Here is a 21,263-nt window from a genome sequence, read left to right as displayed (position 1 = left end):
GGCCCGGTGGCCCGGTGGCCCCGCGGCGCGGCAGCGACGGCGTCAGCGGCGGAACAGTCCGTCCGCGTCGATGATGGACAGCTCCACGTAGCTCAGGCCCGTGCGGTCGCCGGGGCCGTAGCCCAGCTCCAGCCCGCCCAGGTCGTAGTGGCTCATGCCGCCCAGCGCGGTGACGATCTTCTCGCGCGTGGGCTTGGGGCCGGCGCGGCGCAGGCCTTCCACCAGCACCTTGGCGGAGGTGAAGCCTTCCATCACCGAGGGCGACAGCGTCAGGTTGCCCTTGGCCTTGGCCAGGGCGGCGGCCTCGCGGTTGATGGCGTAGCCCATGGAGCGCACGTTGGGGAACACCTGCGTGACGATCACGCCGCGCACCGAGTCGCCCAGCTGGGCGACGAAGCCGCGGGATGCGTTGTTCGACACCGTGACCACCTGCATGGACGAGCCGGCCTTGCGCAGCGCTTTCACGCCGTCGCTCACCGCCACGCTGGAGCCGATCCAGATGACCGCCTGGGCCTGCGCCTGGATGAGCTGCGGCACGATGGTGGCGTAGTCCGGCTTGGCGCGGTCGGCCTTGATCACGGCCACGGGCTTGCTGCCCACGTTGGCAAAGCCCTTCTGGGCACCGGCCAGGCAGTCCTCGCCAAAGCTGTCGTCCACGTGCACCACGGCGATGCGCTGGACCATGATGGTGTGCAGGTGCTCCACGGCCTTCTCGGTCTCGGCCTGGTAGCTGGAGCGCACGTTGAACACCAGCGGGTTGGCGGGCTTGTGGAAGGTCATCGCACCCGTGGAGGGTGCCACCAGCGCCACGCCGTGCTTGGCCAGGTGCGGCAGGATGGCTTCGGTGTGCGGCGTGGCGCGGCTCATGAACAGCGCGGCCACGTTGTCGTCTTCGATCAGGCGGCGCGCGTTCTCGCCGGCGAGCTTGGGCTCGAACTTGTCGTCCAGCGTGATCAGCTTGATGCGCTCGCCATGCACGCCACCCTTGGCATTGACGTGGTCCAGATACAGGTGCACGCCCGCGAGGGTCTCGCCCACGCTGGCCGCCACTGGGCCGCTGACGGCCGTGGTCTGCCCGATCAGGATGTCGGCCGAGGCGGCGCCGCCGCTCAGGGCGCCCGCCAGCAGGCAGGCGGCTTGCCAGGCGCGCAGGCGCCCATGGGGTTTCTGGTTCATGGTTCCTCCCTGTGCCCGCGTTGCACCAAGTGGGTGCATGGGCTGTGGTTTCGCACTGGCAGCGGGTGGCTGCAGTCCCTCAAAAGGTGCATGTTGTGACCGCGATGTGGCACGGCCGGCGTACGTGGTGCGCGTGCCGCGCCAGAAAGGTCACATACCGGAACGCACATCCCCGCATCACGCACCTACCGTTGTGAAGCCAGCGCGGCCGCCGGCGATGCTGCCAGCCGCACGGCGCGATAACCTGCGGCGGTGGCCAGGTGCAATGGGCGCGCCTGCACGGCGGCGAGCGCAGCCCGGCGACGCATGCCGGCGCGCCGGTGGCCGTGGCCGTGGCCGTGGCGCGCGCGCCCAGGCGCCGCAGCGCCGTGGGGGCCAGCCATGCCCCGCGCCCATCAGCGCCATGGGCCGCAGGGTGGGACATGCAGGCGCCGAGAATCCCCATGCCGGCCCGGCGATCCCATGGCCGTGAGGAAGTGCCCCCGGTTCAGCGTGGCCAGCGCCACCGTCGCCAGGCATTCCAATACGCAGGGGCCGGCACCGGCTTCAGCGGCGCTGTGGTCGGGGGTGTCAGGGGCCGTCCGTGGGCCAGGGCGCGTCGCCGTAGAGCTGCTCCACGCCAATGCCCGTGGCCAGGCGTTGCAGCGGCAGGGGCGGCGGGTCCAGCGGCAGCCGCAGGCGCTGGTAGGCGCCTTCGCTGGACAGGCCGTAGGGCGCGGCGTCGCGGTTGTCGAAGGCGTAGAACACCCTGTCCGCGCCGGCCATGACCAGCGCCGCCAGGCACATGGGGCAGGGGTGGCCGCTGGCGTAGACCGTGCAGCCCGCCAGGCTGGGGTTCGCCCGCTGGCGTGTTGCGGCGCGCAGGGCCTGCATCTCGGCGTGGGTACTGGGGTCGTGGCTGTGCACGATGTCGTTCACGCCGGTGGCGATCACCTCGCCGCCGCGCGCGATCACCGCGCCGAAGGGCCGGCCCCCGCGGGCCCGGTTGTCATGGGCCAGGTGCACGGCCCGGCGCAGCAGGGCGGTATCGGTGGACATGGGAACTCCTGAAAAATGAGCGGCCCCCGCTTTCCCCGCGGGCTCCGCGCCCGGATTGTCCTTTGGACACAAAAACCTTGCCCGCGAATCACGCATGTGACATGTGCGGCGCGGGCCGCTCGCCACAATAGCCGCTCAAAATCCTGCCGCCGCGCCTCCGTTGCCCACTGTGGGCGATGGCACGGCGTACCACAGACTCTTGGGGAGACACCTTCATGGCCCGTACCGCGCAACAACTCTTCGACCTCTCGGGCAAGACCGCCCTCGTCACCGGCGGCTCGCGCGGCTTGGGGCTGCAGATGGCGCACGCACTGGGCGAGGCGGGCGCGCGCATCATGCTCAGTTCGCGCAAGGCCGAAGACCTGGAGCAGGCCGCCGCCGAGCTGCAGGCCGCCGGCATCGACGCGCGCTGGGTCGCCGCCGACTGCGCGCGCGAGGAAGACATCCACCGCCTGGCCAGCGAGACGCTGCAGCGCATGGGCGACGTGGACATCCTGATCAACAACGCCGGCGCGAGCTGGGGCGCGCCGGCCGAGGACCACCCCGTGGCCGCATGGGACAAGGTCATGAACCTGAACGTGCGCGGCTACTTCCTGCTGTCGCAGGCGATCGGCAAGCACAGCATGATCCCGCGCAAGAGCGGTCGCATCATCAACGTGGCATCTATCGCGGGGCTGGCGGGCAACCCGATCGAGATGAAGACCATTGCCTACAACACATCCAAGGGCGCGGTGATCAACTTCACGCGCGCGCTGGCCTGCGAGTGGGGCGTGCACGGCATCGGCGTGAACGCGATCTGCCCGGGTTTCTTCAAGACCAAGATGGCCACCGTGCTCATCGAGACGCTGGGCGAGGAAAAGATGGCCGCGCACGCGCCGCTGCGCCGCCTGGGCGACGACGAAGACCTCAAGGGCATCACGCTGCTGTATGCCAGCGAGGCGGGCAAGCACATCACCGGCCAGTGGCTGGCCGTGGACGGGGGCGTGAGCGCGGTCATCGGCGGCTGACGGCAAGGGCGAACCACCGCGCCAGGGGCACTATCCTTTCGGTCTTTTTTTACCTTGAGCAAGGAGCTTCCCGTGCTGGATTTTGGTGCCGACATTCCCTTCGTCAAAGAGCTGGGCTTCACCCTGCATCACATGCAAGGCGGAACGTCCGAACTGCACTTTGAGGCGCGGCCCGAGCACATGAATTCCTACGCCGTCACCCATGGCGGCGCCACCATGACGCTGCTGGACGTGACCCTGGCCACGGCCGCGCGCAGCGATACGCCGGACATGGGCGTGGTCACCATCGAGATGAAGACCAGCTTCATGCACCCGGCGCGCGGCCCGCTGGTGGCCAAGGGGCGGCTGCTGCACCGCACGCGCTCGCTGGCCTTCGTCGAAGGGGCGGTGTACGACGCCGAAGGGCGCGTCTGCAGCCATGCCACGGGCACCTTCAAATACGTGCCCAAGGCCGTGCCCGGCGGCGTGTCCACCGACTGAATTTGAAATGAAAAGTGGCTCTGGCGCTTATGTATCAAGCGCTAGAAGCTATTGAAACAATAGCAAAATTTAACCTGGAGATTTCGCATGCCACGCAACCAACAGATCCTCCTCGACAACCGCCCCCAGGGTGAAGCCACGGTGGACAACTTCCGCCTGGTCACCACCGATACGCCTGCACTGCAGGACGGCCAGGTGCTGGTGCGCCACCATTACCTGAGCCTGGACCCCTACATGCGCGGGCGCATGAACGACAGCAAGAGCTACGCCGCCAGCCAGCCGCTGGGCGAGGTGATGATCGGCGGGACGGTGGGCGAGGTCGTCGAGAGCCGCCACCCGGCCTATGCCGTGGGCGACAAGGTGGTCGGCATGGGCGGCTGGCAGGAGTACAGCGTGGCCGACGGCAACACGCCCGGCATGCTGCGCAAGGTCGATACCACCCACGTGCCGCTGTCGGCCTACCTGGGGGCCGTGGGCATGCCCGGCGTGACCGCCTGGTACGGCCTGGTGAAGATCATCGCCCCGAAGGCGGGCGAGACCGTGGTGGTGAGCGCCGCCAGCGGCGCCGTGGGCAGTGCCTTCGGCGCGCTGGCCAAGGCGCGCGGCTGCCGCGTGGTGGGCATTGCCGGCGGCCCGGACAAATGCCGCTATGTGACTGAAGAGCTGGGCTTTGACGCCTGCATCGACCACCGTGCGAACGGCGATTTGAAGAGCATGGCCCGCGCGCTCAAGGAAGCCTGCCCGGACGGCATCGACGGCTACTTCGAGAACGTGGGCGGCTACATCCTGGACGCCGTTCTGCTGCGCGCCAACGCGTTCGCCCGCGTGGCCATGTGCGGCATGATCGCCGGCTACGACGGCCAGCCGCTGCCGCTGCAGAACCCCGCGCTCATCCTCATCAACCGCATGAGGGTCGAGGGCTTCATCGTCAGCGAACACATGGAGGTGTGGCCCGAGGCGCTCAAGGAACTGGGAGGCCTGGCGGCCAGCGGCAAGCTGCGCCCGCGCGAGACCATCGCCCAGGGCCTGGCCGCGGCGCCCGAGGCGTTCCTGGGCCTGCTCAAGGGCAAGAACTTCGGCAAGCAACTGGTGAAGCTGGTTTGACGGTGCAGTGGAGCTGGGCACGGTTTGACGACCTGGGCGTGCACGCGCTGCACGATGCCCTGGCCCTGCGCTGCCGGGTGTTCATCCTGGAGCAGGGCCCCTACCAGGACCCGGACGGTGCGGACAAGCACGCCTGGCACCTGCTGGGCCGCGCGCAGCCGCAGGGGCCGCTGCTGGCCACGCTGCGCGTGGTGGACCCCGGCGTGAACTACGCCGAGCCCTCGATCGGCCGCGTGGTCTGCGCGCCCGAGGCGCGCGGAAGCGGCCTGGGCCGCGCGCTGGTGGCTGAAGGGCTGGCGCAGTGCCAGCGGGTATGGCCGGGGCGCCCGGTGCGCATCAGCGCGCAGGCGCACCTGCAGCGCTTGTATGGCAGCCTGGGGTTTGCTACGGTGTCCGATCCCTATCTGGAAGACGACATCCCGCATGTCCAGATGCTGTGGAGCCCGCCGCCACAGGCCTGAAAGGGCGCAAGGCAGGGGCCGTCTTTCGCACCGCACCGGAGAGCGCATGACCGAACTCATCCTGCACCACTATCCCGCCTCGCCGTTCGCACACAAGGTGCGCTGCGTGCTCGGCTTCAAGCAACTGGCGTGGAAGTCGGTGATCGTGCCCAGCGTCATGCCCAAACCCGACGTGGCGGCACTCACCGGCGGCTACCGGCGCACGCCCTTCCTGCAGATCGGGGCTGACATCTATTGCGACACGGCGCTGATCTGCGATGTGCTGGAGCATCTGCAGCCCGAGCCCGTGCTGTACCCGCCGCACCTCAAAGGCGTCTCGCGCGTGTTCGCGCAGTGGGCGGACATGGTGCTGTTCGGGGCCGCCATGGCTTACTGCCTGCAGCCGCGCGGTGCACAGGCGCTGTTCGCCGGCCTGCCCGATGGTGCGGCCGAGGCTTTTCGCAACGACCGCCGCGCCATGGGCACGGCCCGCACCCACCCGGCGGACGCCACGGCGGCCTACCGCTCGTACCTGCGGCGCATCGCCAACATGGTGGAAGAGCACGACTTCCTCTTCGGCGCCGAGCCCTGCGTGGCCGACTTTGCCGCCTACCACCCGCTGTGGTTCACGCGCGAATGCGTGCCGGTGATGGCCGACATTCTCTCGGCCACGCCGGCGGTGCTGGAGTGGATGGATCGCATGGCCGCGCAGGGCCAGGGCCGCGCGGAGAAGTTCAGCGCCCAGGACGCCGTCACCGTTGCCGCAGGCGCGCTACCCCAGCCGCTGCCCGCCGAGGCCTTCCAGGACGAGCATGGCATCCCCCTGGGCAGCCGCGTGACGATCACCGCCGAGAGCTTTGGGCCCGAGCCCACCGAAGGCACGCTGATCGCTGCCACGCGCACGCGCTACACGCTGGCGCGCACCGATCCGCGCGCGGGCGACGTGCATGTGCACTTCCCACGCGTGGGCTATGTGCTGCGCCGCGCCGCATGAGATTTCCATTCATAGACCGCAGGAGACACACAGCATGATCGACAACTTCGCCGGCAAGACCGCCGTGCTCACGGGGGCGGGCTCGGGCTTTGGCCTGGAGTGCGCCCGCATCGGCGCGCGCCTGGGCATGAACCTGGTCCTGGTGGACGTGCAGCAGGACGCGCTGGAGCGCGCCGCCGTGGAGCTGGCCGCCGCTGGCGCCCCCGTGCTGGCGCGCCGGGTGGACGTGTCCAGCGCCGCGCAGATGGAGCAGCTGGCGCAGGACGTGGTGCAGCACTTCGGCGCGCCGCACCTGGTGTTCAACAACGCGGGCGTGGGGTCGGGCGGGCTGGTGTGGGAGAACTCGGCCCGCGACTGGGAATGGGTGCTGGGCGTGAACCTCATGGGCGTGGTGCACGGCGTGCGCCTGTTCACCCCGCTGATGCTGCAGGCCGCCAAGGACGACCCCGCCTGGCGCGGGCACATCGTCAACACCGCCAGCATGGCCGGCTTGCTGGCCCCGCCCAACATGGGCATCTACAACGTCAGCAAGCACGCCGTGGTGGCACTGAGCGAGACGCTGTACCAGGACCTGGCGCTGGTCACCGACCAGGTGGGCGCCAGCGTGCTGTGTCCGTATTTCGTGCCCACGGGCATCAGCCAGAGCGAGCGCAACCGCCCGCAGGTGCTGGCGGACGAGCGGCCCACCAAGAGCCAGCTCATCGGCCAGGCCATGATCGGCAAGGCCGTCACCAGCGGCAAGGTGACGGCCGCCGAGGTGGCGCAGAAGGTCTTCGATGCCGTGGCGGCGGGGCAGTTCTACATCTACAGCCACCCGCAGGCGCTGGGGGCCGTGCGCACGCGCATGGAAGACGTGGTGCAGGCTCGCAACCCCACCGACCCGTTCGCGGACAAACCCGAGCTGGGGGCGCAACTGCGGGCGGCGTTGCGCGCGCAGTGACCGGATTTTGAATCGAAATGGCTTCTGGCGCTTGCTGGATAAGTGCTAGCAGCTATTGAAAATGTAGCGTTTGCGCGTCCACCCAGGTGCAGGGTGCGCAGAGCGTCCGCTCAGGGCGCCGGGCGCACCAGCCGTATGGGCAGGCGCGTGCTGCGGCCCACGTCGCCGCGGGCCTCGCCGCTGGTCATGTCCACGGCCCAGCCCTGCTGCACCGACAGGCTGCTCTCGCCCGCGCCGCCGCGCGCCACATTGCCGTAGGCGTAGGGGTTCACGCTGAGGGTGTTGACGCTGGCGGTGCCGGTCCAGTGCCATTCCAGGGGCGCATTGGGAAAGAGTTGGGGGTCGACCGAGGGCGGCTGCGCGTTGCGGTTGACCAGTCGGCGCAGCTCGGGCACGCGCGGCAGGCGCCAGCGCAAGCCCTCGTCCTTCCAGCGCTGGCGCACCAGCGCCTGGGCCTCGCCGTAGGTGTAGCGCAGGGCCACGCCGGTGCAGGTGGCGCCTGTCCATTGCATGCCCTGCGCGCAGCGCGGCCAGGCCAGCCGTGCCTGCGTATCGATCACCAGCGCGCCGTCGGGCGACGGCACCAGCACCGGCTGGGCGGGCGCGACCGGAACGGGCGGGGCGTCGTCGGCCTCGTCCTCACGGTCCGTGGCGGCGAGGGCGGGCGCGGCCAGGAGCAGGGCGCCAGCGCACAGGGCCAGGGTGGCGGCCCAGCCGCGCAGGGCGGGGGCGATCGGGGGCAGGGGCATGCGGTGTCTCCGGGCGAGGCAGTACAGGACGGCAGGAACAGTGCGGCCGAGCCGCGCACGCGATTGTCGGGCGGCGGCAGGGCCAGGCAACCCCTGAACAGCGGGTTGGAAGGGCGGCTTTTGCGGCCATCGAACGCACGCGGGTGCCGGCCGCGGCGCTGCATGGGAGGCGATGTGGGCCTTCGCGCAGCGCGCCAGCACGATCCGGCCAGTGTGGCGACAATCGCCCGAATGCCCTTTTCCCCGTTCTTCCGCATGGCCCTGATCCTGGGCCTGCTCTCTGCCATCGGCCCATTTGCCATCGACATGTACCTGCCGGCGCTGCCGGCCATCGGCGCGGCGCTGCGGGCCGACGTGGGGGCGGTGCAGTGGAGCCTGACGGCCTTCTTCCTCGCACTGGGCGTGGGCCAGTTGGTCTACGGCCCGGTGTCCGACATGGTCGGGCGCAGGCCGCCACTGTTCTTCGGGCTGGGCCTGTTCACGCTGGCCAGCGTGGGCTGCGCGCTGGCGACAGACGTGCACACGCTCGTGCTGCTGCGCTTTGTGCAGGGGCTCGGTGCGGCGGCGGGCATGGTGATTCCGCGCGCGGTGGTGCGCGACCTGCACACGGGCACCGAGGCGGCCCGGCTCATGTCGCTGCTGATGCTGGTGTTCAGCGTGTCGCCCTTGTTGGCGCCATTGGTGGGCAGCGGCGTGATCGCGCTGGCCGGCTGGCGCGGCGTGTTCTGGGTGGTGGCGGTGGCGGCGCTGGCCGGGCTGGTGTTGGTCCAGCGGGCGCTGCACGAGACACGGCCCGCCGGCCAGCGGGTGCGCAGCTCCGTGGGCAGCGCGGCCGCGGCCTACACGACGCTGCTGCGCGACTGGCACTACCTGGGGCTGGTGGGCATCGGCGGCTGCTCCATGGCGGGTTTCTTCGTTTACCTGGCGGGCTCGCCTTTCGTGCTGATCAACCACTACGGGTTGTCGCCCGTGCAGTACAGCGTGGCGTTTTCGGTCAACGCGGCGGCCTTCTTCGCCAGCGCGCAGCTCACGGCGCGGCTGGGGCGGCGCTACGGCATGGCGCCGGTGGTGAAGGCGGCCGCCAGCGGCGCGGGCGCGGTCATGCTGGCCCTGCTGGCGCATTACCTGCTGGGCGGCGACCGGCTGGCCGTGCTGCTGGTGCTGTACTTCGTCGCCAGCGCGCTGATGGGGCTGGTGATCCCCACCACCTCCGTGCTGGCGCTGGAGGAGCACGGCACCATTGCGGGGACGGCGTCCGCCCTCATGGGCACGCTGCAGATGCTGATCGGCACCCTCGCCATGGCGGCGGTGGGCCTGTTTGCCAGCGACGCGCCCCTGCCCATGGTGGTGGGCATGGCCACAGGGGCGCTGACGGGGGTGGCGCTGACCTGGATCACGCTGGGGCCGGCGGGCGCGCAGCGCATCGCGCACGGCGCCGCGAAAGACATCGCCCCGGAGCGCCGGCCATGAGCGGCTTACCCGTGGGTGCGCCGCCCCTGGCCGACGGCCTGCCGCAGCCCGCACGCCGCCAGGCGATGCTGGTGATCGTTCTCGGGCTCACGCTGGCGGTGCTCGACAGCAGCATCGTCAACCTGGCGCTGCCCGACATCGCACGCCAGTTGCAGTCGGGCGCGGCGCAGAGCGTGTGGGTGGTCAACGCCTACCAGCTCGCCACGCTGGTCGTGCTGCTGCCGCTGGCCGCGCTGGGCGAGCGCGTGGGCTATCGGCGCGTGTACTTGGTGGGCATGGCGCTGTTCGCGCTGGCGTCGGTGGGCGCCATGCTGGCGGCCAGCATGCCCGCCTTGATTGCCGCGCGGGCGTTGCAGGGCCTGGGCGCCGCGGGCGTGATGGCCGTGAACGCGGCGCTGGTGCGCCTGATCTATCCGCGCGCGCAGCTGGGCCACGGCATGGCCATCAATTCGCTGGTGGTGGCCACCGCGTCCATGGCGGGGCCGTCGGTGGCGGCGGCCATCCTGTCGGTGGCGTCGTGGCCCTGGCTGTTTGCCATGAACCTGCCCTTGGGCGTGGGCGTCTGGTGGCTGGGGCGGCGCGCGCTGCCGGCCAATCCTCCATCCGCCAACCATGCGCCGCGCTTTTCCGCCATCGACGTGCTACTCAACGGCGCCATGTTCACGCTGCTGTTCCTGGGCGGGGAGCAACTGGGCGTGCGCAGCGCGGCGCAGGGCGGCAGCGCGGCCACGGGTGCGATCCTGCTGGCCGTGGGTGTGGCCGTGGGGGCGGTGTTCCTGTGGCGCCAGCGCGGCCTGGCGGCGCCGCTGTTTCCGGTGGACCTGCTGCGCATTCCGGTGTTCGCCCTGTCGATGGGCTCGTCCGTGGGGGCGTTCTGCGCGCAGATGCTGGGCTTTCTGTCGCTGCCCTTCCTGCTGTTGGAGGCGCAGGGCCGCACCCATCTGGAGGCCGGGATGCTCATCACGGCCTGGCCCCTGGCCACCGCCGTGGTGGCGCCGCTGGCGGGCCGGTTGATTGGCCGCTACCCGGACGGCCTGCTCGGCGGCATTGGCATGGCGGTGTTTGCTGCCGGCCTGGTCTCGCTGGGCCTGATGCCCGCGCAGCCCGCGGACTGGAACGTGGCCTGGCGCATGGCGCTGTGCGGTGCCGGCTTTGCGCTGTTCCAGTCGCCCAACAACCACACCATCGTCACCTCGGCCCCGCTGCACCGCAGCGGCGCGGCCAGCGGCATGCTGGGCACCGCGCGCCTGACGGGCCAGACACTGGGCGCCGTGTCGCTCGCGGCCATCTTCGCCCTGCGGCCTGGGCACGATGGAAGCGCGGAGTCGCTGGCACTGCTGGTGGCAAGGGCGTGCGCGGTGGTGGCGGGGGTGTGCAGCTCGCTGCGGGTGAGGCAGCGGTAACAGAGGCAGAGCCGTGGCGCTTGTGCGCCCCATCTGGGCGGTGTTCTTGGCCTCCCTTTGGCGCAAGAAGAACGTCGTGCGGGCGCGCAGTCCGTGATCGTCATATCGTCAGAAAAGATAGCTGCCAGCGCATGCCAGATAAGCGTTAGAGATGTTTTTGATCATAAAAAACCACCTGTTCCGCCAGCCGCTGTGCCGTCAGCGGCGCACAGCCTTCCGCGTGGTTGCTGATGGTCACGAAGGCGTTTTGGCCCCGTCCGCAGATGCCCGCCACCGTGCGCGCCAGCAGCGCCAGGTTGTCGGGATCGGGGTCGTGAATGCGGTCGTAGGGCGCGTAGCCCTTTTCAGCGGCTTCATACCCCTGCGGGCCGTGCACGGGGTTCAGGTTCCACCGGCAGACCAGTGGGCCGGGCCAGAGCAGGCGCAGCAGCGGTAGTTGCTCGGCCAGGGGCGACAGGCGCGCGTGCAGGCCCAGGCAGTAGGTAGCGCCGCTGCTGCGCAGTACGTCGGCGAAGTGGGGCAGGTGCGCGGGCGCCAGCCATTCGGGGTCGCGCACCTCGACGGCCAGCACGGCGTCGGGCGCCGTGGGGCATAGCGCCGGTTGGGCCTGCAAGAGCGTGCGCAGTCGCTCCAACACCTCGGGCAGGCGGTCCAGCAGGTTCCAGGGCAGCGGGCTCAGCTGAAACACCAGCGCGCCGGTGCGCTGGCCCAGCCCCTCCAGTGCGGGCGCCACGAACTCCTGGGCGGTCAACTGCGCATCCAGGAAGGCCGGGTTGGGCTCGCGTCCACGGCCGTCCTCGCTGCGCACCAGCGCGTCGGTGACCAGGCTGGGCGCCTTGACCACAAAGCGGAAGTCCGCCGGCACCTGGGCCGCGTAGCGCGCATAGTCGCTGGCCGTGAGCGGGCGGTAGAAGCTCCGGTCGATGCTCACGGTGCGCATCAGCGGATGCTGGGCCAGCACGGGCAGGCCTTTGCGGGCCAGCAGCTGTTCGGAATGCGCCCCCTCCCACACCAGGCCCTGCCATCCAGGGTAGCTCCAGGAGGAGGTGCCCAGGCGCAGCGTGGGCGGCAGCCGGTTGGCGAGTGCGTGCAGATCGTCGCCCCAGGCGGCGGGATGCACGCCGGTGCGGCGGGTGGGCGACTTTTCCCGTGGGCGGGCGGGGGTGTCTTCCGGTGGTCGTGGCGGTGCTGAGGGCGATGCTGAGGGCGATGGCGGCGCACCGCCAAACAGATCGTCCTGCATGGATCACAGGCCCTCGAACAGGCCGCCCGCGTTGAGCAGTGCGTAGACGATCTCGGGGTGCCGGTCCATGCTTTTCTTGATGGCCGCAGGGATGGCCTGGCGCGTCTTGCGGCACAGGCCCGGCTGGTCCTGGACCAGCACGGTGATGCCACGCAGGCTGCGCACCTCGTTGGGGCTGGTGCCGATGGTCAGGCGCACGCCGAGCTGCTCGAACAGGCGCTGCTCCATGTGGCGCAGGTCGGCCAGGCTGGTGAGGCTCTCCAGGCGCTGCACGAGGCGCTTTTCCTCGTCGCGCGTGAGGCGCAGGATACGCACATCACCGCCGGGCGTGCGCATCAGCGCGTCGCGCTCGCACACGCAGGCGCCGGGCGGGCATTCGGTGCGGAGTGGGAAGGGAGGGGCGGGAGTCACTGCGGTGGTGCGCCACGCGTGGCCCAGTCACGCAATTGCTCTTTCTGTGCGTCGTCCAGGGTCAGCTGCTCGGTCTGGCACAGATCGAGAATGCTGTTCACGAACCGTGTGCCCAGCGCATGCGCATCATTAGTGTGTTCTCCGAACATGTGGCCTCCGAGCAAGATGCCCTTGAGCACGAAGCTCACTGTGCTGCGGTTGATGGGCAGTCCAGCATCTCGGCAGCGGTCGCGCACACGCTTGCCGGTTTCGGTGAGGGAAAAGGGGTGGTGGGTGGCGTCGGCGGCAATCTGGGCCAGCAGGGCCTGGAAGGCGGGCGGTGGCAGAAGCGGCATGCCGGTGGCGGCGTTGACCTGCCTCAGCAGTGGCAATAGATCGCCATCGCGGCCCCACTCCACCAGCCCATTGTTCTGTTGTTGCGGGTGCAGAACGTGGCCGCCGCCATTGGTCCAGTCGACACGCAATGGTGCCAGCGAGAGCGCCTCCAGCAGCTTGCGAAACGATCCCTTGCCGCACCAGTCGGATGCAGCCACTCCATACTGGTCGATGATCGCCTGGGCCAGCCGCCCGCAGGGCACGGGCGCCTTCGCCTTGACCACTTCGGCGCGCACCAGTTGGGCGATGGCGGCCAGGGTGTTTTGGTCCGGGACGGGTAGGGCGCCCGTGGGTACAGAAGGGGTGTGGCGTGCGGGGTCGAGCACCACGCCTGATTCCCAGTCCACAACGAGTGGGGCCAGGCGCAGTGAATCCACCAGCTTACGAAAACTGCCCAGCCCAGCCCAGGTGACAGCATCCAGCCCGACCACTTGGATTGGCGCCTTGCTGGCCAGCCATGGCAGGGCGACAGGCCTGTCCGAATGGGCCACGGACTGGCTGATGAAACGGGCCGCAGCCTGGATGAGGCTGGCCTGCGATGGAGCGGGTGACATGGGTGGCGCTGATACGGCGGCGGGTGTTTCGGTCTCCTCGCGGCGCAGCGCTTCGCGCAAAAAGGCATCTTGGTCGATCAGCAGGTCAGCACTGGCCTGGTATGCCGCCGAGGGAAATCCGATTGCCAGCACAGTCGTGCGCCTGTCCCAGCGGCGCAGCTTGCGCAGCACGGGCGTGAAGTCGGCGTCCGCTGACAGCACGATGAACTCGTCGTAGTGCACCTGGTGCTGCAGCAGATCCACGATATCCAGCACCATGTGGATGTCGGTGCTGGTCTTGCCGCCGCTGGTCATTGCGGGGCAGTCGATGATCTCAAAGCCGGCGCGGTTGAACGCGGGGCGAAAACGTTGGTACACCTGCGGGTTCAAGTAGCAGCGGCGCACCAGCAGGCGCCGCGCGCCAGCTGTTGCGTGTGGTGGAGGCTCTAGCGATTGGGCAATCCAGTGCATCCATGACTGTGGTTGGGAGGCGAAATGGTCGGCCGCTATGGGATCCAGCCGGCGCAGGCCGGAGAAAACATTGTCGAAATCGACGAACAGGGCGCTTTTCATGCGTGGGACAACGAGTTGGACGCGGCCATTTTGGCCCATGGCCCTGTGGCAAACTGCGCGCTTCGTGTTTTGACCCGTCTCAGAAGGCACATGCAGCAGATCGTTCGGCAGTTGGCCGCAGAAATCAAAGTCACCGAATCCCAGGTCCGCGCAGCGGTGGAGTTGCTCGATGGCGGGGCCACCGTGCCCTTCATCGCGCGCTACCGCAAGGAGGTGACCGGCGGCCTGGACGATGTGCAACTGCGCGAGCTCGAAGCGCGCCTGGCCTACTTGCGCGAACTGGAAGACCGCCGCGTGGCCGTGTTGAAAAGCATCGACGAGCAGGGCAAGCTGACCGACGCATTGCGCGCTGCCATTGCTGCTGCTCCAACGAAGCAGGAGTTGGAAGACATCTACCTGCCGTTCAAGCAAAAGCGCCGCACCAAGGGCCAGATTGCCCGCGAGTTCGGCATCGAGCCCCTGGCCGACAAGCTGCTGGCCGACCCCACGCTGGACCCGCACGCCGAGGCCCAGGCCTTCTGCCAGCCCGCCACCACGCTCGATGACGGCAAGCCGGGGCCCGACTTCTCGACCACCTTCGCCGTGCTCGACGGCGTGCGCGACATCCTGTCCGAGCGCTGGGCCGAGGACGCCGTGCTGGTGCAGTCGCTGCGCGAATGGCTGTGGGCCGAGGGGCTCTTGCGCAGTAAGAAGGTGGATGGCAAGAACGAGAACGACCCCGAGGTGGCCAAGTTCCGCGACTACTTCGAGTACGACGAGCCCATCGGCCGCGTGCCCTCGCACCGCGCGCTGGCGGTGTTCCGCGGCCGCGCGCTGGAGATTCTGGAGGCCAAGCTGGTGCTGCCTGAGCCGCAGGTGAATTCCACGTTCAAGCCCGAGCCGGGCCAGCCCAGCCTCGCCGAGGGCAAGATCGCCCTGCACCTGGGCTGGAGCCACCAGGGCCGCAAGAGCGACGACCTGCTGCGCAAGTGCGTGGCCTGGACCTGGCGCGTGAAGCTCAGCCTGTCCACCGAGCGTGACCTGTTCTCGCGCCTGCGCGAGGAGGCCGAGAAGGTGGCCATCAAGGTGTTTGCCGACAACCTGCGCGACCTGCTGCTGGCCGCGCCCGCCGGCCCGCGCGCCGTGATGGGGCTGGACCCCGGCATCCGCACCGGCGTGAAGGTGGCCGTGGTGGACCGCACCGGCAAGCTGGTGGAGACCGCCACCGTCTACCCGCACGAGCCGCGCCGCGACTGGGACGGCAGCCTGGCCACGCTGGGCCGCCTGTGCATGAAGCACGGCGTGCAGCTCATCGCCATCGGCAACGGCACCGCCAGCCGCGAAACCGATAAGCTGGCGGCCGAGTTGATCAAATTAATGCAAGAACAGGCGGTAGACCAGGCGGGTCAGGCGCTACCAGCTATTGAAAAGATAGTGGTGAGCGAGGCCGGCGCCTCGGTGTATTCCGCCAGCGAGTACGCCAGCCAGGAAATGCCCGACGTGGACGTGAGCCTGCGCGGCGCCGCCAGCATTGCGCGCCGCCTACAGGACCCGCTGGCCGAGCTGGTGAAGATCGAGCCCAAGAGCATCGGCGTGGGCCAGTACCAGCACGACGTGAACCAGAGCGAGCTGGCGCGCACGCTGGACGCCGTGGTCGAGGACTGCGTGAACTCCGTGGGCGTGGATCTGAACACCGCCAGCGCGCCGCTGCTGGCGCGCGTGTCGGGCCTGTCGGGCAGCGTGGCCAAGGCCGTGGTGCGCTGGCGCGAGCAGCACGGCGCCTTCAAGAACCGCAAGCAGCTCATGGAGGTCAGCGGCCTGGGCGCCAAGACCTTTGAGCAGGCGGCGGGCTTCTTGCGCATCCGCGATGGCGACAACCCGCTGGACATTACCGGCGTGCACCCCGAGACCTACCCCGTGGTCGAGCAGATCATGGAAAAGACCGGCAAGCCGGTGGCCGAGCTCATGGGCCGCGCCGAGATGCTCAAGACGCTCAAGCCCGAGCTGTTCGCCAACGAGAAGTTCGGCGTGATCACCGTACGCGACATTCTGGGCGAGCTGGAAAAACCCGGCCGCGATCCGCGCCCCGACTTCAAGGTGGCGCGCTTCAACGAGGGTGTGGAAGACATTGCCGACCTGCGCGAGGGCATGGTGCTGGAGGGCACGGTGAGCAACGTGGCCCAGTTCGGCGCCTTCGTGGACCTGGGCGTGCACCAGGATGGGCTCGTGCACGTGAGCCAGCTCAGCCACAAGTTCGTTCAGGATGCGCGCGAGGTGGTCAAGACCGGCGACATCGTCAAAGTGAAGGTGCTGGAGGTGGATGCGGCGCGCAAGCGCATCAGCCTCAGCATGAAGCTGGACGCCGCACCCGCGCGCCGCGACGGCCCGCGCGACAACCGCTTCGAAGGCGCGGGCCGCGGCTACGCCGCGCCGCGCCGCGCGGCCGAGCCGGCGCAGCCCTCGGCCATGGCCTCGGCCTTCGCCAAGCTGCAGCAGGGCAAGCGCTGAAGCGCTGCCCGTAAACAACCGTAAGAGTTGCATGGATAATGGCCCGACTTTCCTGTCTGGGCGATCCGATCCATGGAGTTGAACGCACTGCTGGAGCAGCCCATCACGCTGCCCAGCCTGCCACGCGCGGTGGCGCTGCTGATGAACGAGCTGAGCGCGGTCGAGCCCAACCTGCGGCGCCTGAACCAGCTCTTCGGCACCGACCCTGCACTGGCCGCACGCCTGCTGGAAGAGGCGAACACGCCTCCATTCGCCGCGCAGCGCCAGATCGGCGGTATTCCTGAGGCGCTGGCGCTCCTGGGGGTGTCCCAACTGCGCGCGCTGGTGGCGTCCGCGCCGCTGGGGACCACGTCGCGCTCGGTGCCGGGGATGAACCTGCAGCACTTCTGGCGCTACAGCCTGCACACGGCCAAAGTGGCACGCGCGCTCGCCGGGCTGGTGCACCACAACCAGATCGCCGCCTACACGGCCGGCCTGCTGCACGGGGTGGGCGAGCTGGCCATGCACCTGGCCGACGCGGGCCGCATGCAGACCCTCAACAGCCTGGTGGGCCCGCTGGACCTGCGCCGCGCCCGGCTGGAGCAGCACCTGTGCGGCTACTGCTACGCCCATGTGAGCGCAGGGCTGGCCTGGCGCTGGCAGTTGCCCGAGACCGTGGTGGACGCGCTGCGCCACCACCATGCGCCGTTCGACAACGATGTGTACGAGCCGCTGGCGGGCGTGCTGCACCTGGCTGCGTGGCGCGCCCGCGCGCGCGAGGCAGGGCTGGATGCGCGCGAGCTGGCGGGGTCTTTCCCCGGCGAAGTCGGTATCGCGCTGGGGTTGGACATCGACATGGTGCTGCAGCAGGACCCGATTGACTGGAAGGTCCGCCCCGACGCGGGCGATTACGTGTGAGCCGGCGCATGCGTGGGGCGGGGGCGTGATGAAGGCGCTGTGCATCCATGCCGGTCCGCAGGCGCTGCAGCACATCGGGCGCCATGGCCTGGCGCCGAGCGACGTGGCCGTGATTCCCGCGGCCGCGGGCGGCCCGAAGGGACTCATCCTCGGCCCGCTGGACCGGTTTGTTTTTGGTGAATGGCTGCCGCAGTCGGCGCAGCCGGTGGACCTGATAGGTGCGTCGATCGGCGCGTGGCGCATGGCCACGGCTTGCCTGGACCACAGCCTGGCCGCCTTCGTGCGCCTGGAGCACGACTACATCCACCAGGAGTACGAGCTGCCCCCCGGCGCGCGCCGCCCGACGGCGGACGCGGTGAGCGCGCAGTTCGGGCAGAACCTGCAGGCCTTTTTTGGCGGCCGTGTGGACACGGTGCTGGGCCATGCGCGCTACCGGTTGCACATCGTCGCCGCGCGCGGGCGCCACCTGCTGGCGCGCGAGCACCGCTGGGGCACGCCGCTGGGCTACCTGGGCGCTTTCGCCAGTAATGCGCTGCACCGCCGCGCGCTGGCGCTGTGGCTGGACCGCGTGGTGTTCTCCACCGCTGCGCCGGGCGCACTGCCGTTTGACGTGCGCGACTTCCGCACCCACCAGGTGGCCTTGACCGCGCAGAACTTCATGCCCGCGCTGCAGGCCAGTTGCTCCATTCCCTTCGTGCTGCGCGCCGTGCACGACATCGCCGGCGCACCGCGCGGCGCCTACTGGGATGGGGGCATCACCGACTACCACCTGCACCTGCGTTATCAGGCGCCAATCGCTATTAAAAATATAGCTGATACCGCTTTACCCGCGGGTGTTGCAGGCCAAAACGGCTTAGAAAGTGCACCGGGGATCGTGCTCTACCCGCACTTCCAGCACCGCGTGGTACCCGGCTGGATGGACAAGGGGTTGCCCTGGCGCCACCGCGCCACGCCGGCGCTGGACCGCATGGTGCTGCTGTCGCCCCATCCCGACTGGGTGCGCAGCCTGCCCGGCGGCAAGCTGCCGGACCGCACCGATTTCACCCGCTACGGCACCGATACGGCCGCGCGCGCCCGTGCCTGGAGCACCGCGGCGGCGGCGGCGCAGCAGCTGGCGGACGAGTGGGCGCAGTGGCTGCGGCGGCCTGAGCCCGCCCGCGTCCAGCCGCTGTGAGCGTGTCCGCCGCGGCGTGCCGCGGCAACGTCACCGGGGGCGAAAGACCAGTACGTGGCCCGCGGCGGTGCCGTCGGGCGCGTGCACGGCCGCCACGGAGTAGTCCACCGTGCGCGGCGCACCCGAATGGCAGGCGAGGATCGCGGTGGCCGCGGCGCCCGCGCCGTGCGCAGCATGCCCCTGCGCTGCCGCGGCGGGGAGCACGGAGTGCGGTGGCTCCAGGCGAAAGACCTCATCGACGTGGCGGCCGACCGTCTGCCCCAGCGCGAGCCCGATGACCCGTTGGGCCGCGCCGTTGATCGTGCGCACGAGGCCCTGCGCGTCGATGGTGATGACGCCATCGGCCACGGCGTCCAGCGCGGCCTCCGCACACGCGCGGCCGGCGCGCTCTGCCTGCAGTGCCTGGGTGTGCTCCGTCATGTCCACCAGCACGCCGATGGTGCCGGCGGGTACGCCATCGGGCGCGGTGAAGGTGGCGTGGTAGCAGGTCATCTCGTGCGGCACGCCCTGCAGGGGGCGGACGGTGGCCTGCCATCCCGAGGGCCGGTCGGACAGCCGCTGGGCCAGGACGATGGAGGAGTCCACGCCGTCGGCCCAGAGCTGGTCCAGCGTGCCCGCGACGGTGGAAGGGCGGGAGGCATTGAGCAGTTCGCGCCAGGCTTTGTTGGTCTCCAGGTGCGCGCCATCCGCGCCCAGCACGAACAAAGGCAGGGGCAGGGCGTTCACCAGCTGGCGGCGAAAGTGCAGCTGCTCGTTCTGCTGCCGCTGGGTTTCCTGCAGGGACAGCACCAAGGACTGGACCTTGCCCGCCATGTCGTTGAAGGTGTCGGCGATTTCGCGCGCCTCCAGCGTGCCCGTGCGGCGTATGCGCGCGTCCAGGTGGCCTTGCTTGAAGCGCTCCGCTGCGTGCCGCATGCGGTCCAGCATGCGGTCGTTCGCGCGCAGGATCAGGGTCAGCAGGAGCAGGATGGTGAAGATGTTCAGCGCCGTGATGCGCAACTGTGTGGCCATAGCGCTCCAGGCGCGGTCCACGTAGTGCTGGGGCCACAGCGCCAGCGCCAGCTGCCCCGTGCGGCCGTCCGCCAGCCGGTGCGCCACCGTGTGGCGCGGCGTGGGCAGGTCCAGCAGCTGCACGAACCACGGCGGCGCCTTGGTGGGCGGCATCGCGTTGCGCAGGTCGACGGCCGGGCGGGAGGGCAGTTCCCAGCGGATGGACTGGATCGGTGCGTCCGCGACCTGCGCGGCCTGGCGCAGGCGCTCCTGCGCTGCGGCATTGCCGGCAGGCTCGTCCAGCACCTGTAGCACGGCGTACGAGGCTGCCTGCAGCTCCGCGCGCATGCGCAGCTGCGCCTCCTCACGCTCGGCGCCCACCAGCGCGTGGTAGCGCACCAGCGTGACCGCCACCATGATCAGCACAATGGGAACGTACAGGCGCGGGTAGGTGCCTTGCGTCAGCCATTTGGAAAGCGGGTGTGTGCGCATGCGGTACGCGGCCCCGCCGAACGGGCGGAATGCGTGTTAATAAATGTTAAGCGCACCAGTGTAGCGAGGCCGCCGGGCGCCTGCTCGGCGGACGCTGCCGCGGGTCAGAGCGACTGGACCAGCATCTCCCGGTAGTCGTCCGGCGTGGCCAGGCGGGGATTGGTCTTGTGGCAGTGGTCGGCCAGGGCGCCCTTGATCACGTCGTCGAACACGGCGTCGGTCACGCCCATGGCCGCCAGGCCCGTGGGCAGGCCCAGGCGTGCGCTCATGTCGCGGATGGCATCGGGGATGTCGCTGGCGGAGGCCAGGCCCATGGCATGGGCCATGCGCTCCAGGCGGCGCTCTTTGCGCACCGATTCGGCTTGCGCGTTGAAACGCACCACGGCGGGCAGGAACACGGCGTTCAGCGTGCCGTGGTGCAGGCGCGGGTTCAGCCCGCCCAGGCTGTGGCTCAGGGAGTGCACGCAGCCCAGGCCCTTCTGGAAGGCCATGGCGCCCTGCATGCTGGCGCTCATCATGGCCAGGCGCGCGTCGCGGTCCTGGCCGTCGCGCGTGGCGGCCTCGATATGGTGCCAGCCGCGCTCCAGACCATCGAGCGCAATACCGTCCGCCGGCGGGTTGAACGCGGCGGACATGAAGGTTTCCATGCAGTGCGCGACGGCGTCCATGCCTGTGGCGGCCGTCAGCAGGGGCGGCAGGCCCAGCGTGAGGCCGGGGTCGCAGATGGCGGCCTTGGGCACCAGGTGCCAGGAGTGAAAGCCCAGCTTGCGGTGGTCATCCACGATGATGATGGCGCCGCGCGCCACCTCGCTGCCGGTGCCGCTGGTGGTGGGCACGGCGATCAGCGGCGCGGCGCGCTCGGTGATGCGCGGCGAACCCCCCTCGATGGTGGCGTAGTGCGTGAGCGGGCCGTCGTGCGTGGCGGCGATGGCGATGCCCTTGGCGCAGTCGATGGCGCTGCCACCGCCCACGGCGATCAGGCCGTCGCAGCCCTGGGCCTTGTAGAGTTCCACGGCCGCGCGCACGGCCGCTTCGGTGGGGTTGGAGGGCGTCTGGTCGAACACGGCGACGTTCAGGCCGGGCAGGGCGTCCAGCGCCTGCTGCAGCACGCCGGCGGCCTTCACGCCGGGGTCGGTGACCACCAGGGGGCGGGTGATGCCGATGCGCTCGCATTCTGCTGCGAGCAGGCGCACGGCGCCGAATTCGAACTGGATCTGGGTGACGTAGTAGATGAAAGCCATGGTGTGCGAAAGAGAGGGAGTGCCAGTAGGATCGCCCGACACACTA

The 21,263-nt window shown here is 69.7% G+C and carries 20 protein-coding genes; 11 read left to right on the top strand and 9 right to left on the bottom strand.

Annotated elements, in window-relative coordinates; all coding sequences use genetic code 11:
* Positions 1-42 precede the first annotated feature (42 nt).
* From K2L43_RS11120 to K2L43_RS11110, 3 genes are all read right to left on the bottom strand, one after another.
* Positions 43-1,176 (bottom strand): ABC transporter substrate-binding protein, encoded by a 1,134-nt coding sequence (locus tag K2L43_RS11120; protein ID WP_011804964.1) that lies wholly within the window; start codon positions 1,174-1,176, stop codon positions 43-45.
* Positions 1,177-1,361: 185 nt separating this feature from the next.
* Complete coding sequence (locus K2L43_RS11115; protein WP_220637564.1) at positions 1,362-1,559, bottom strand: hypothetical protein; 198 nt, start codon at positions 1,557-1,559, stop codon at positions 1,362-1,364.
* 187 nt (positions 1,560-1,746) lie between these two features.
* Positions 1,747-2,214, bottom strand: a complete 468-nt coding sequence (locus K2L43_RS11110; RefSeq protein WP_015913504.1) for a nucleoside deaminase — start codon at positions 2,212-2,214, stop codon at positions 1,747-1,749.
* Positions 2,215-2,429: 215 nt separating this feature from the next.
* On the opposite strand from K2L43_RS11110, the gene K2L43_RS11105 reads away from it, so the two are divergent.
* The 6 genes from K2L43_RS11105 (at position 2,430) to K2L43_RS11080 (ending at position 7,179) form a co-directional block, all read left to right on the top strand.
* Positions 2,430-3,221: an SDR family oxidoreductase gene (locus K2L43_RS11105; protein WP_011804965.1), complete on the top strand. Its 792-nt coding sequence runs from the start codon at positions 2,430-2,432 to the stop codon at positions 3,219-3,221.
* Between the two features lie 72 nt (positions 3,222-3,293).
* A complete protein-coding gene (locus K2L43_RS11100) occupies positions 3,294-3,701 on the top strand; it encodes a PaaI family thioesterase (RefSeq protein WP_015913503.1) in 408 nt (135 codons plus the stop codon).
* An 87-nt stretch (positions 3,702-3,788) separates the two neighbouring features.
* On the top strand, positions 3,789-4,805 hold the full coding sequence (locus tag K2L43_RS11095) for an NADP-dependent oxidoreductase (RefSeq protein WP_220637563.1): 1,017 nt from the start codon (positions 3,789-3,791) through the stop codon (positions 4,803-4,805).
* Positions 4,802-5,266: a GNAT family N-acetyltransferase gene (locus K2L43_RS11090; protein ID WP_220637562.1), complete on the top strand. Its 465-nt coding sequence runs from the start codon at positions 4,802-4,804 to the stop codon at positions 5,264-5,266. Before K2L43_RS11095 ends, K2L43_RS11090 begins: the two co-directional genes overlap by 4 nt.
* Positions 5,267-5,312: 46 nt before the next feature.
* On the top strand, positions 5,313-6,239 hold the full coding sequence (locus tag K2L43_RS11085; protein WP_220637561.1) for a glutathione S-transferase family protein: 927 nt from the start codon (positions 5,313-5,315) through the stop codon (positions 6,237-6,239).
* A 34-nt stretch (positions 6,240-6,273) separates the two neighbouring features.
* Positions 6,274-7,179 (top strand): SDR family oxidoreductase, encoded by a 906-nt coding sequence (locus K2L43_RS11080; RefSeq protein WP_088886548.1) that lies wholly within the window; start codon positions 6,274-6,276, stop codon positions 7,177-7,179.
* Between the two features lie 110 nt (positions 7,180-7,289).
* On the opposite strand, the gene K2L43_RS11075 is transcribed toward K2L43_RS11080, so the two are convergent.
* Positions 7,290-7,928, bottom strand: coding sequence for a DUF1566 domain-containing protein (locus K2L43_RS11075; protein WP_220637560.1), 639 nt, complete (start codon positions 7,926-7,928; stop codon positions 7,290-7,292).
* Between the two features lie 231 nt (positions 7,929-8,159).
* Between K2L43_RS11075 and K2L43_RS11070 the strand changes: the two genes are divergently transcribed.
* Positions 8,160-9,398, top strand: a complete 1,239-nt coding sequence (locus K2L43_RS11070; RefSeq protein ID WP_047351372.1) for a multidrug effflux MFS transporter — start codon at positions 8,160-8,162, stop codon at positions 9,396-9,398.
* Complete coding sequence (locus tag K2L43_RS11065; RefSeq protein ID WP_220637559.1) at positions 9,395-10,801, top strand: MFS transporter; 1,407 nt, start codon at positions 9,395-9,397, stop codon at positions 10,799-10,801. The genes K2L43_RS11070 and K2L43_RS11065 overlap by 4 nt, the downstream gene beginning before the upstream one ends.
* 145 nt (positions 10,802-10,946) lie before the next feature.
* Here the strand turns inward: K2L43_RS11065 and K2L43_RS11060 are convergent, their stop codons facing one another.
* The 3 genes from K2L43_RS11060 to K2L43_RS11050 are packed head-to-tail and all read right to left on the bottom strand — an operon-like array spanning position 10,947 to position 13,936.
* Positions 10,947-12,044 (bottom strand): DUF72 domain-containing protein, encoded by a 1,098-nt coding sequence (locus K2L43_RS11060; RefSeq protein WP_220637558.1) that lies wholly within the window; start codon positions 12,042-12,044, stop codon positions 10,947-10,949.
* A 3-nt stretch (positions 12,045-12,047) separates the two neighbouring features.
* Positions 12,048-12,455 carry a hypothetical protein gene (locus K2L43_RS11055; RefSeq protein ID WP_220637557.1) on the bottom strand — a complete coding sequence of 136 codons (408 nt, stop codon included), beginning with the start codon at positions 12,453-12,455 and terminating at the stop codon, positions 12,048-12,050.
* The gene (locus K2L43_RS11050; RefSeq protein WP_255580436.1) at positions 12,452-13,936 is read right to left on the bottom strand and encodes an NYN domain-containing protein; all 1,485 of its coding nucleotides are present in this window, start codon (positions 13,934-13,936) and stop codon (positions 12,452-12,454) included. The genes K2L43_RS11055 and K2L43_RS11050 overlap by 4 nt, the downstream gene beginning before the upstream one ends.
* A 90-nt stretch (positions 13,937-14,026) precedes the next feature.
* Here K2L43_RS11050 and K2L43_RS11045 point away from each other — a divergent pair, with 90 nt between their 5' ends.
* The 3 genes from K2L43_RS11045 (at position 14,027) to K2L43_RS11035 (ending at position 18,494) form a co-directional block, all read left to right on the top strand.
* Positions 14,027-16,423 carry a Tex family protein gene (locus tag K2L43_RS11045; RefSeq protein WP_220637555.1) on the top strand — a complete coding sequence of 799 codons (2,397 nt, stop codon included), beginning with the start codon at positions 14,027-14,029 and terminating at the stop codon, positions 16,421-16,423.
* A gap of 72 nt (positions 16,424-16,495) precedes the next feature.
* Positions 16,496-17,320, top strand: a complete 825-nt coding sequence (locus K2L43_RS11040) for an HDOD domain-containing protein (protein WP_047351366.1) — start codon at positions 16,496-16,498, stop codon at positions 17,318-17,320.
* Positions 17,321-17,348: 28 nt separating this feature from the next.
* Positions 17,349-18,494: a phospholipase gene (locus tag K2L43_RS11035; RefSeq protein ID WP_220638993.1), complete on the top strand. Its 1,146-nt coding sequence runs from the start codon at positions 17,349-17,351 to the stop codon at positions 18,492-18,494.
* Positions 18,495-18,524: 30 nt separating this feature from the next.
* Here K2L43_RS11035 and K2L43_RS11030 read toward each other — a convergent pair whose 3' ends face one another.
* Positions 18,525-19,976, bottom strand: coding sequence for a PAS domain-containing protein (locus K2L43_RS11030; protein WP_220637554.1), 1,452 nt, complete (start codon positions 19,974-19,976; stop codon positions 18,525-18,527).
* A 104-nt stretch (positions 19,977-20,080) separates the two neighbouring features.
* The gene (locus K2L43_RS11025) at positions 20,081-21,217 is read right to left on the bottom strand and encodes an iron-containing alcohol dehydrogenase (protein ID WP_047351363.1); all 1,137 of its coding nucleotides are present in this window, start codon (positions 21,215-21,217) and stop codon (positions 20,081-20,083) included.
* Positions 21,218-21,263: the final 46 nt, after the last annotated feature.

This window comes from Diaphorobacter sp. MNS-0, from assembly GCF_019602835.1.
Classification (GTDB): domain Bacteria; phylum Pseudomonadota; class Gammaproteobacteria; order Burkholderiales; family Burkholderiaceae_C; genus Diaphorobacter; species Diaphorobacter nitroreducens.
Note: the sequence above shows the minus strand (reverse complement) of the source record. Positions and strands in the feature narration are given on the sequence as shown.